A 12,278-nucleotide genomic window follows, 5' to 3' on the forward strand; every position below is an offset into this window, starting at 1 on the left:
TTTAAGGATAAAAGGTATTTTTATCTTATAATTGTATCGTAATTGCGAAGAAAATTATGATAATTTTTCTTCAGATCAGTTAAAATTGACATCATTTTTGGGGATAATAAGCTAATACAAAAAATATTAGTACTTCTCAAAGTGGTTATATTTACTGGCCTATTAAGAAAGATTTATTAGATTTGTCTTTGACAGTTATGTTTAACATATTACATTTGCTCTAATTAACACTTAAAAATTAAATTATTGAATATGAAACATCTTAGCAGATTTTTAGCGGCTTCGTTACTAGTACTAGGCTTTAGTACTGCGAACGCACAAGATGAAAACAATCCTTGGGCGGTTTCTATAGGCGTTAATGCCGTTGACATCTTTCCTACGGGGGGAGACCTTATTAATCAGGGAGAAATTTTCGACGAATTTTTTAATGCTAGTGACCACTGGAATATCCTTCCTTCTGTTTCCACATTATCTGTTGGTAAGTATATAGGAGATGGTTTTACTTTTACAGTAACTGGGTCAGTTAACAAAATCGAAAACGCAGGAGAACTTCCTGACGGAACTGATGTTCCAGCAGACGATTTATCATACTACGCTGCAGATGGTAGAATTAGCTATAGTTTTAAAAATGCATTAAAATCAGGTTGGTTTGACCCTTACTTAGGTGTAGGTGGTGGATACACTTGGGTAGACGAAAATGGTGCAGGAACATTAAACGGTTCTTTAGGTTTTAACCTTTGGTTAACTGAAAACTTAGCGTTCAATGTGCAGACTACTTACAAGCACGTATTCGAAGATTACGATATTCCTGGTGCAGGAGGTAACTTAAACTACCCTCCAACACATTTCCAACATTCTGCTGGTCTTACTTTCGCTTTCGGAGGTAAAGATACAGATGGTGATGGGGTATATGACAAAGATGATGAGTGTCCAGACGTTCCTGGTTTAGAGGAATTCAATGGATGTCCTGATACAGACGGTGATGGAATCACTGATGCTAAAGATGACTGTCCTGATACTGCAGGTACTGCAGAATTTAATGGATGTCCTGATACAGACGGTGACGGTGTACCAGATCCTAAAGATGAGTGTCCTACTGTTGCTGGTTTAGCAGATCTTAACGGATGTCCTGATGCTGATGGTGACGGAATCACTGACGCTAAAGATGAGTGTCCTAACGAAGCTGGTCCAGTTGCTAACAACGGATGTCCTTACCAAGATAAAGATGGTGACGGAGTATTAGATAAAGATGATAACTGTCCTGATGTTGCTGGTACTGTTGCTAACAATGGTTGCCCAGAAGTAACTGAAGAAGTTCAGAAAAAACTTAATGAGTACGCAGCTGAAGTATTATTTGACTCTGGTAAATCTTCTATCAAAGAACAGTCAAATGCTAGACTTGCTGAAATCATTGCTATCTTAAAAGAGTACCCTACAGCTAAATTTACTATCGAAGGTCATACAGACAGTCAAGGTAGAGCTACAAACAATCAGAGATTATCTGATTCTAGAGCTAACGCTGTAAAAACATACCTTACAGAAAATGGTATCGATCAGTTTAGATTATCAGCTATAGGATATGGAGAAGATAAGCCTATCGCTAGTAATAAAACTAGAGCTGGTAGAGCTAAAAACAGACGTGTAGAGATCAACTTAGTGAAATAAGAAATCTCTTAACAATAAATCATGAAAACGTCCCGATAATTTCGGGACGTTTTTTATTTTTAGAAAATTAACAATCCCAAAAATATCACTTAGCTTTCTAATGAAAGTATGGTATTCAAAATTGTAAACGCTTGAAAAGTTTTCTAAAAGAAGTATTATTAGAGTTGTACACCACAACCGAAGATATATCTAACCTTATCTTTTTGGTGCCCAGTAAAAGAGCAGGTCTTTTTCTTAAAAAAGAACTTTTAGATATCTATAGAGAACAACCTATTCTTGTTCCTGAAATTCTTAGTATCGAAGAGTTTATTACCAAATTATCTGGACTACAACAGATAGATACTATACAAACAGTATTCGAATTTTATGAAACGTATTTGAGTACTAACACACATTTACCAAAAGAAGATTTTGAAACTTTTACTACTTGGGCTCAAACCTTGATTTATGATTTTAATGAAATCGATAGATATTGCATAGATCACAAGAGCTTTTTTGCTTATTTATCAAGCATACAAGATATCAATCATTGGTATTTACAGAAAGAAAAGACAGAGCTAGTACAAAACTATATCCAGTTTTGGGAAAGCCTGTTGCACTATTATGATAGCTTTAAAAACAGACTATTATCTAAGAAAATAGGATATCAGGGATTATTATATCGCAAAGCTTCCGAAGATATCAAAGAGTACGTAAAAACCGAAAAGAGGAAACATATTTTAGTAGGCTTTAACGCGCTAAACAATGCAGAACAAATTATATTCCAAACACTTTTAGAAGCTAATCTGGGAGATGCCTATTGGGATGCGGATACTTTTTTTGTCGAAAACAAGTATCACGAAGCCTCTTTATTTTTGAGAGGTTATAAGGAACAATGGGAATATTATAAAAACAATACTTTTAAATGGATTAAAAATAATTTTTCTGAAGAAAAAGATATAAAGCTTATAGGAGTTCCTAAAAATGTTGGACAGGGTAAGTGTATCGGTCAGATACTAAAAAAAATTCCAAAACAAGATATAGAAAAAACGGCATTGGTATTAGCAGATGAAGGCTTATTGCAACCGTTATTAAACGCAATGCCAAATACGGTTGAATCTGTAAATATTACTATGGGATTGCCACTTAAGGAAATTCCGGTTTCAAGCTTTTTTGAGCTATTATTTGAGTTACATAAAAATGACAATCATAGGGGACTATATTATAAGTCGGTTCTAGAAATTTTAAATAGCCGTCCCGCTTATTGGCTTTTGGGAGATACAGCTAAGCAATTAATAAATACTATATCCAAAGAAAATATAGTGTATGTAACACTTAGAAATTTACAAGATCAATGTTCAAGTAAAGAGATAGAGATACTTGATTTGTTGTTTAAACCTTGGGATGGAGTTGCTATAGCATTAGAACATTGCAGAACTATTGTGCAATTAATTAAAGAAAAACTAGATAAAGATAAAGATGCTTTAGAGTTAGAGTATATCTATCAATTTTATCTGATATTCAATAAACTGTTTACATTATACAACACATACAAGTATATTACTACTATCGGAGCTTTATACACCTTGTATAAAGATATTTTAATGTCTGAAACTCTTGATTTTTCGGGGGAACCTTTTAGAGGCTTACAATTCATGGGTATGTTAGAGTCTAGATGTTTGGATTTTGAAACCGTAATTATAAGCTCTGTAAATGAAGGAGTTTTACCTGCTGGTAAAAGCACAAATTCTTTTATTCCTTATGATTTAAAAAGAGCATATAACCTTCCGACGTATAAAGAAAAGGATGCAATATATACGTATCACTTTTATAGATTAATTCAACGTGCCAAGAATGTGTATTTGATCTATAATACAGAAGACGAAGGTGTAGGAGGAGGAGAAAAGAGTCGATTTTTATTACAATTGGATATTGATAAGAGACCTAAACATACAGTAACACATTATACTGTTTCGTCTAATGTTCCTAAGTTTAATACGCAATCACATCAGGTAGGAAAAAACAATGCTGTTTTAATAAAATTAAGAGAACTAGCAGCGCATGGATTGTCCCCATCTGCCCTAACTTCATACATAAGAAACCCAATAGACTTTTATTACAAGTATGTTTTAGGGATTCGTGAAACAGATGAGGTTGAAGAGACCATTGCTGCCAATACCTTAGGAACAGTAATTCATAATACCTTAGAAACGTTTTATAAACCCCTTGAAAATAGTTTTCTTTCTATAGATGAAATAAAAAGAATGAGAGATGCTATAGATACAGAGCTTCAGGCAGAATTTAAACGAGAATATGCAGACTTAGATATCACTCAGGGTAAAAATCTCCTAATTTTTGAAGTAGCAAAACAATACATTCGTAATTTTTTAAAATCTGAAGAGAAGGTAGTAAGTGAAGGAGGTAAATTAAAGATCATTGCTATAGAGAGTAATTTAAAAACACAGGTACAAATTCCTGAGTTAGATTTTCCAGTATATATAAAAGGAAAAGTAGATAGAATTGATGAACTTGATGGTCAATTAAGAGTAATAGACTATAAGACTGGAAAAGTAACAAGAAATGATGTAGTATTAATGGATTGGGAAGTAATTACTGAAGATTATAAATATAGTAAGGCCGTGCAGGTTTTAGCCTATGGGTATATGCAACATAATGAAAACCCAATTTCTGAAGCCTTTACAGCGGGTATTATTTCTTTTAAAAACCTTAAAGAGGGATATCTTAAGTTTGGAACAAAAGAAAGCATCAGAAGTAAACCTAATCATAACATTACAAACGAGACTTTTGAAGCATACCTTTCCCAATTAAAAAAATTGATTCTTGAGATTTTTAATATCGAGATCCCATTTATCGAAAAAGAAGTATAGAGCAATGATTAAGAATGAAAACCTAAGCATTAAAGGAAAGCATAATAAACCAATCATGATGGATTTTTCCTATGTTTCAAATAAAACAAGAAAACCAATTGTAATATTTTGTCATGGTTATAAAGGTTTTAAAGATTGGGGAGCTTGGAATTTAGTTGCAGAAATGTTTGCTAAGGCTGGATTCTTTTTTGTGAAGTTTAACTTTTCTCATAACGGAGGAACAAAAGAACAGCCAATAGATTTTCCTGATTTAGAAGCATTCGGTAATAACACATTTATCATAGAGTTAGATGATCTAGAAAACGTTTTGGATTTGATAACAGCTTCAAGTTTTAAGCATAAGAACGAAGTTGATAGTACTAAAATTACATTAATAGGACATTCTCGTGGGGGAGGCATTGCAACAATTAAAGCCACCGAAGACCATAGGGTTAACAAGCTAATTACTTGGGCTAGTGTTTGTGATTATAAAAATAGATTTCCAAAAGGAGAAACGCTAAAGCAATGGAAAGAAGATGGAGTAATGTTTGTAGAAAATGGAAGAACAAAACAACAAATGCCACATTATTTTCAATTTTATACCTCTTTTGTTGATAATGAAAATCGTCTTACCATCAAAAAGGCTGTAAAGAATATTAAGGTACCACATTTAATAATTCATGGCACAAAAGACCCAACTGTAAGTGTTAAAGAAGCAAAAGAGATTCATTCCTGGAACGACAAAAGTGAATTATTTCTTGTAGAAGACGCAAATCACGTTTTTGGAGCAAAACATCCTTGGGAAACAGAGATTCTACCTCACCATTTACTAGAAATTGTTGAAAAATCGATGCAATTTGCAATACTTTAACAGATTTGTGTTGAAGAAAACACAATGTTTTTCTTTTTTTTTTGTTTATTTGTCAGTATGAAGTCAAGTAGACACATCATAGCATCCATTTTCCTAATGATTTTCAGTTTCATTCAGTTGGCTGATCTTCATGTTTTGGACCATGATGCCAATGATGTTGATTGTACTATTTGTCAATTTGCTTCTCAGGATCATAATGATGATTTTATATCAGCAGAGATAGTAATGCTTCCAGATGCTGTGATTATTCCGGCAGATGTGGTTCGCAGTACATACGAGAATCGATATTTTAAAACAAATAAGAATCATTCCTTTCTAAATAAAGCTCCTCCTGTAGCTTAATTTATTATTTCAACTTTTTTATTGACAATTAACTAGTAGCACTATTATATATGCTATTAGTATATCCATTATTTTATTTAACGAATGAAAAGACACACATGGTTATTAGTGTTTCTTCTCGGGATTAACCTCTTATCAGGACAAGACTGTAGTCAAATACTATCTGGTCGAGTCATAGATTTTCATGATGGGGTGCCCTTAGAAGGAGCAACGATAACATTTGATAACCGCACAATTATGACCGACAATAAAGGTTCATATAGTATAGATGGCTTATGCAGAATATCATACGCTTTTACCATATCTCATAAAGATTGTAACTCTCAGGTAGTAACATTAGATCTAGCTAAAATATCTTCAAAAGATTTTTACTTAGAACATCATCTTAATGAGTTGGAAGAGGTAAATGTAAACGAAAGTAAAACAAAAACATCATCGTCTCAAGAGGAAACAATTGATAAAAATATCATAGAGAGATACAGCAATGCTTCTCTAGGAGATGCTCTAAAAGAGATAACAGGTGTGTCTTCTTTAAACACGGGATCAACTATTGTTAAACCTATTATACAAGGTCTCAACGGAAGTAGAGTACTAATTATGAATAATGGTGTAAGAATGCAAGATATGGAGTGGGGAGACGAACATGCTCCAAATGTCGATATTAATGTAGCTAACAATATTACAGTGGTCAAAGGCGCATCTGCATTAAAATATGGAGGAGATGCTATTGGAGGTGTAATTATTATGGAATCTAATAAAGCTCCAGCCAAAGATACCCTATTCGGAAAAACAGTTCTTTCTGGAGGCACAAATGGAAGAGGTGGATCTTTAACTTCGAAATTGACAAAGGCTTATGAAAGCGGAATGTTTCTAAAAGTACAAGGAACTCTAAAAAGATTTGGGGATGTAGAAGCTCCGGATTATGTTCTTTCTAATACCGCAATTTTTGAAAAAGGGTTTTCTGCATCATTTGGAGTAAATAAATTTACCCATGGTTGGGATGTGTTTTATTCTTTTTATGCTAATGAGTTGGGCGTTTTAGCATCATCTCATATAGGTAACGTAGATAGACTTATTGCTTCCATAAATAGTGGTGAGCCGGATATTATTCGTGATTTTACTTATGATATTGAAAATCCAAAACAAGAGGTGACTCATCATTTGGGAAAAATAAAATATTTTAAAAGATTTGAACAGCTCGGTAAATGGACTACTCAATATGATTTCCAACTCAACAACAGATTAGAATTTGACATTAGAAGAACCGAAGAACGTAATAAAATACCAAGTATAGATTTAGAATTAACCACTCATTCTATAACCTCGGATTTTGAATTTGATTCTAGCGAAAAATATAAGTTTACCGCTGGAGCATTATTTAGATATCAAGAAAATTTTGCAAACCCACTTACAGGAGTGAGACGTCTTATTCCTGATTACAAGAAATATGATGCAGGAGCATTTCTTACCGTAGCATATGATTTAAAGGAAGATTTAATTGTGGATGCAGGAATTCGGTATGATTTTAATCAAATTGATGCACAGAAATTTTATTTGATCTCACGATGGGAAGAAAGAAATTATGATCAAGATTTTTCAGATATTGTTATTGATAGAAATGTAGCTGGATCACAGTTTCTAACAAATCCAGTTTTTGACTATCATAATGTTTCAGGAACAGCAGGGATTCAATACATATTTAATGATGACTATGAGTTTCGTTTTAATTATGCCTTATCCCAACGAGCTCCTAATCCGTCAGAATTATTTAGTGATGGCTTGCATCATTCTGCGGCAAGGATCGAATTAGGAGATCTTAGAATCGATCAAGAAACTTCTCATAAAATATCTTTATCCCTTAAAGATAGTCATGAAAAATGGGGATGGGAAGTGGCTCCATATGCTAATTTTATTCAAGATTATATTCTTTTAGAGCCAGTAGGTACAGAGTTAACTATTAGAGGTGCTTTTCCTGTCTGGCAATATAGACAAACGAATGTTAGATTATTAGGAGTGGATGCCAGAGCATATGCAAATTGGCACACAAACTGGATAACTGATCATAAGTTTTCCTTGGTAAAAGGACAGGAAACAGATGATAAACAAGCGTTAATAAACATGCCTGCTCCTAATTTTAATAATAAAATCACATTTACTAAAACAGAGTGGTATGATTTTACAGCTTCTTTAGAGAGCCAATACCATTTTAGACAAAATGAATTTCCACCAAATATAACGGTGTTTTCTCCCGATAGTGGACAAGACGTTTTACTAGAGATAAATACGCCACCTTCTGCCTATCATTTACTCAATTTCAATACAGGTATGAAATTTAAGATGGGAGATAAAAGTTCTTTAAACCTTGGATTTACAATTAACAATTTAGCCAATACAACATACAGAAATTATCTAAATCGTCAGCGCTATTATGCAGATGATTTAGGTAGAAATTTTTTATTACGAATATCAATTAACTATTAAATTTTAAAATGATGAACTTAAGTAAATTTTTAACCGTGTTTTTTGCAGCAGCCTTGATACTAACGTCTTGCTCAAGTGATGATGACGCTCCACCACCAGTTACTCCAGAAGAAGTTGTTACAACAATGGTAGTAACACTTACAGATGGTACAGATACGGTTACCCTTCGTTTTTTTGATGAAGATGGCGCAGATGGCCCAACTGAACCTACAGGAACAGTAAGTGGTGCATTAAAAGCAAGCACAACATATACGGGTTCGATTAGTATCCTAAACGAAACCGAAGACCCTGCTGAAAATGTTAATGAAGAGATTCAAGAAGAAGCAGACGATCACCAGTTTTTTTATATACCTACAAATTTAGGGGTTTCTACTACCTATACGGATAAAGAATCTGATTATGAGAATGCAAACGGAGTACAATTTACTTCTGAAAATCCTGTGGGATTAACATTTACAATGACAACGACAGCTGATACGGGCGATGGTATGTTAAGGTTTGTTTTAAGACATGAGCCTAATAAAGATGCTGCCGGAGTTTCTGGAGGAGACATTACGAATGCAGGAGGAGACCCAGATATAGACTGGACGTTTAATGTATCCGTAGAATAAATTTTAAAAAAATCTCCCGGACCAACACGGGAGATCTTTTAACCTATACTAGTATTATAAAAATTTAATTGTAAACATAGTGTGGTTTACGTTTTTTGATTGATTCATTGTGAATCATCCCCCATAGCAAATCAAAAAACAGAACCACTTCAATACAGAAAAATTGCTTTTTTTATTAAAGATTGAACTATAAATTTTAACTGATTAATTTATAAATTTTACTCTTATGACCTATTTTAAAAAAACATTTTTTGCCATTTCGATCGCATCACTTTGCCTGTGGTCGTGCCAAGAACCCGAAATTGCAGAAGAATCTGCAGAAACAATACCGCAAATACGTATTGATGAAATTAACCACACGTCAAAAGATATATTAAAGAAAGTGTTTGCAGAAGCCTTGGCTAAATCTTTAAATGAAAGCGTGTCACTTAGAATGCTCTTAAAAGAAGAATCTCTAAAAAAGTTCGATAATGATTATGATGTTCTTTATCACATGATAAAAGATCGTCAGCTATTAGATGGTAAAACATTAAGAACTACACTTGAAAATCACTTAGGAGAAGAAAAATTATTAGAAATAGAACAGGAATTACCAACTCTTACGATTTTTATCCCTGAGTTACCAGAAGACTCATTTTCTGCCGATATCTGGGATGCCACTACACAAATACCTCATGTGGCGTATAATGTAAAATCAACTAATGATGTACCTGTTATAAAAAGCAATAGCGAAATCTTCGTTTTACCATCACACGAGATACCTCTATTTCCGGTTATTGTAGTAAAAGAAAACGAAAGAGTAATATTAGATGGGAAATCCAGTTCTAAAGGATTTTCAACTAAAAACAGTGAAAAAAACATACTAAAAACCAATGATGGAATTAGTTTTCGGTTTTTAGATGATTCTTTCAATAGAAATCTAAATAAAGAAAATGAATCTTTTTCAGAAAAAGATTTGGCAAAATCCACTGTAGATCCAAAACATATAGCTGCTTTTGATTTTTTCGAAAACCAAGCAGGTTGGCAAAGAGATCATTTATATTATAATCAGTCTCCTACAAGTCCAAAAGGCCCATTTTTATTTGATTTTCAAGAACACATTACTTCTTTTAGACTAAAAGGAGGAGGAGGATGGTCTAATGGCGTAGTCGCATACAACAAAATTGCAGATCAAACGGGTGACCCTAGGATAGGGATACAATACGTACAAGGATATCCACAAACCTATGGTAGTTGGACAGATGGCGTTTTTGAATTTAAGGTAACGGCTCTTATCAATGCTAAAAATGGTATTGGTTCAGAGTTTATAACATACTTTCCCGTACAGGCACGAGATCTATTCCGTATAAGAAGATCAACACCTTCAGGAGAAGATTATAATACATTACGTTTAAGACACTTGAGAACTAAAAGAGTTAATCTTAATCTTCCTCTTATCAAATGGGATTTAGATCAGTATGCATCTACTATAAAAATCGAAATAGAAGAAGTAGATAGAACAGAGGCGATAACCACAACAGATACTAGAACAGTAAAATATGCAACTAATTTTGGTTTTGATATAGGATTTGGTAAAAAAGTAAAAATAGGATTAGAGTTTGGTGCTTCGCGAGAAGAGACCAAAACACAAACTATTACAAAAACATATACTGCAGAAAATGATAGACTAGGAGCTATCATCGCTGATTTTGCAGATGATTGTGTTAGGAAAAGCTCGTCTAATAACTATTCTGTAGGTAGAAGATATACTACCGGGTGGTTTGAAATAGATCTAGCGCCTTTACGAGTGCAATAATAAAAGAAAATTGATTGAAACTATGATAATTTGTATAAGTTGAGTTTGTAGTATTATATGCAATTAAGTTTCAATTTAAACCCTTTGGAGTAGTTACCAAAGGGTTTTTTATTTTTTAGAAACTATGTTATTTAATTTTTTTGAGAAACTAAAAGTCATTTGCTTGATGCATATGCTGTTAAATATGTCTTAATTACGCAACCTTTTAGTCTTTTTGACGTCTTTTAATTGGAATATATACGCTATTGTTTTTACAAAAATAAATAGCAATTAAAATTGGGGTTTTATTATCAATTTCTATGAAAGTTTTAACAACTTTAAGATGGGGTATTTTGCATCAAAGTTGTTATAATTATAACACATCTTTATGAATACTTGGTATAAATTTTGATGAGTTAAGAACAATGTATTAAGTCTATTTAGTTTTTGGCCAAAAAAGGACTGAGAATATATTAATAAAAGAGGCTTAATTATTTTAAAAAGAATAGTGAAAATTGATTTTCAATGCGTTAATAGCAATCGTTTTATCAAGATATTATGGCATTGTTAAATGTGAATTATCATAGATTAAATGTTAAAATATTTAAGGGATACCGCTTATATTCGTGGCGTAAAACCTAACCATATAAATAGTACAATTGAAACTATCATAATTAGTATAAGTTGAGTTTGTGTTAAATACAATTAAGTTTCAATTTAGACCCCTGGGAGTAGTTACCCGGGGGTTGTTTTTTAGAGTAGTACCTGCATCAATTTTGACTTATTTCTCCTGCTAATAGGAATCCTATTTTCACCAATATACACTACCTCTTTTTTTAAATCAAAACTTTCAATCTTTTTTATATTCACCACACAAGACCTATTAACTTTCATGAATTCTGAAGAATTGATTTTATCAATTAACTCTTTTAGAGAAAGCTTTATTCTTATTTCTTCTTTAGAAATGAGTATTGAACAGTATTTTCCTTCGACGTTGATTAAACAGATATCAGAAATGTTTATTTTTTGTAATACTTTATCCGTTTTTACAATAATATAGTCTTGCTCTATTTGAGAGTCTGAATGCTTAAAAGTTTTATAACTGAAATTATCTTTTTTATGCTGGCAAGCTAACGCAAAGGTTCTTTTGAAATTTTCTTTATCCAGAGGTTTAGTAATATAAGAATAGGGAAATGTTTCTTTTGCTTTGTTAAACGTAGCTTCATCAATTGATGAAGTTAGATACATAATAATAATAGGAAGATTATTTTCACGAACATATTCAGCTATTTCTATTCCGCTTCGTTTTCCTTTTAGATTAATATCCAACAGGATTAAATTTGGTTTAACAGCTTTTATTAAACGAAAAGCTTCTTCAGAATCCCCTGTGCTGTTTAATGAACTAATTTTCATTTCAGTTAATAGGACTTCTAATGCATTTACATAAATGACATCGTCCTCAACAATAAGTACTCTCACAATACAAATTTAATATTTCAATAATTAAAGTTTACTTTCAAAACGTAGTATAGCTATTTTTCTTTATGCAACATAAAAGAAAATTTGATTAGGTTTTAAGACGTTTATGTTATTAATAGCAAATACCATTCCTTTATAAAAAGAAATCTGATGTTTTGTCATAACAAAAGAGTATTAGGGGTTTGTCAAAGAGATAGTTACTAGGTTTC

General features: G+C 32.6%; 8 protein-coding genes. 7 read left to right on the top strand and 1 reads right to left on the bottom strand.

Annotation, left to right across the window (positions count from 1 at the left end):
• Positions 1-252 precede the first annotated feature (252 nt).
• The 7 genes from AWE51_RS16035 to AWE51_RS16065 all read left to right on the top strand — a co-directional run bounded on the left by AWE51_RS16035 (position 253) and on the right by AWE51_RS16065 (position 10,611).
• Positions 253-1,665, top strand: coding sequence for an OmpA family protein (locus tag AWE51_RS16035; protein ID WP_066315310.1), 1,413 nt, complete (start codon positions 253-255; stop codon positions 1,663-1,665).
• 131 nt (positions 1,666-1,796) lie between these two features.
• Complete coding sequence (locus AWE51_RS16040) at positions 1,797-4,532, top strand: PD-(D/E)XK nuclease family protein (protein ID WP_066315313.1); 2,736 nt, start codon at positions 1,797-1,799, stop codon at positions 4,530-4,532.
• A gap of 4 nt (positions 4,533-4,536) precedes the next feature.
• On the top strand, positions 4,537-5,382 hold the full coding sequence (locus AWE51_RS16045; protein WP_066315314.1) for an alpha/beta hydrolase family protein: 846 nt from the start codon (positions 4,537-4,539) through the stop codon (positions 5,380-5,382).
• Positions 5,383-5,439: 57 nt separating this feature from the next.
• Complete coding sequence (locus tag AWE51_RS16050; protein ID WP_118504378.1) at positions 5,440-5,724, top strand: hypothetical protein; 285 nt, start codon at positions 5,440-5,442, stop codon at positions 5,722-5,724.
• 84 nt (positions 5,725-5,808) lie between these two features.
• Positions 5,809-8,205: a TonB-dependent receptor gene (locus AWE51_RS16055; protein WP_066315318.1), complete on the top strand. Its 2,397-nt coding sequence runs from the start codon at positions 5,809-5,811 to the stop codon at positions 8,203-8,205.
• Positions 8,206-8,216: 11 nt separating this feature from the next.
• Entirely contained in the window at positions 8,217-8,816 is a 600-nt protein-coding gene (locus AWE51_RS16060) for a hypothetical protein (RefSeq protein ID WP_066315321.1), read from the top strand.
• A 226-nt stretch (positions 8,817-9,042) separates the two neighbouring features.
• Entirely contained in the window at positions 9,043-10,611 is a 1,569-nt protein-coding gene (locus AWE51_RS16065; protein WP_066315323.1) for a hypothetical protein, read from the top strand.
• 732 nt (positions 10,612-11,343) lie between these two features.
• Here AWE51_RS16065 and AWE51_RS16070 read toward each other — a convergent pair.
• Positions 11,344-12,069 (bottom strand): LytR/AlgR family response regulator transcription factor, encoded by a 726-nt coding sequence (locus tag AWE51_RS16070; RefSeq protein WP_066315325.1) that lies wholly within the window; start codon positions 12,067-12,069, stop codon positions 11,344-11,346.
• Positions 12,070-12,278 lie beyond the last annotated feature (209 nt).

It is taken from the genome of Aquimarina aggregata (genome assembly GCF_001632745.1).
Lineage (GTDB): Bacteria > Bacteroidota > Bacteroidia > Flavobacteriales > Flavobacteriaceae > Aquimarina > Aquimarina aggregata.

What these genes read in the sequence shown, in the direction of transcription:
- AWE51_RS16045 (WP_066315314.1), top strand. Translation starts at nt 4,537, where the DNA reads ATGATTAAGAATGAAAACCTAAGCATTAAAGGAAAGCATAATAAACCA.
- AWE51_RS16050 (WP_118504378.1), top strand. Translation starts at nt 5,440, where the DNA reads ATGAAGTCAAGTAGACACATCATAGCATCCATTTTCCTAATGATTTTC.
- AWE51_RS16055 (WP_066315318.1), top strand. Translation starts at nt 5,809, where the DNA reads ATGAAAAGACACACATGGTTATTAGTGTTTCTTCTCGGGATTAACCTC.
- AWE51_RS16035 (WP_066315310.1), top strand. Translation starts at nt 253, where the DNA reads ATGAAACATCTTAGCAGATTTTTAGCGGCTTCGTTACTAGTACTAGGC.
- AWE51_RS16065 (WP_066315323.1), top strand. Translation starts at nt 9,043, where the DNA reads ATGACCTATTTTAAAAAAACATTTTTTGCCATTTCGATCGCATCACTT.
- AWE51_RS16060 (WP_066315321.1), top strand. Translation starts at nt 8,217, where the DNA reads ATGAACTTAAGTAAATTTTTAACCGTGTTTTTTGCAGCAGCCTTGATA.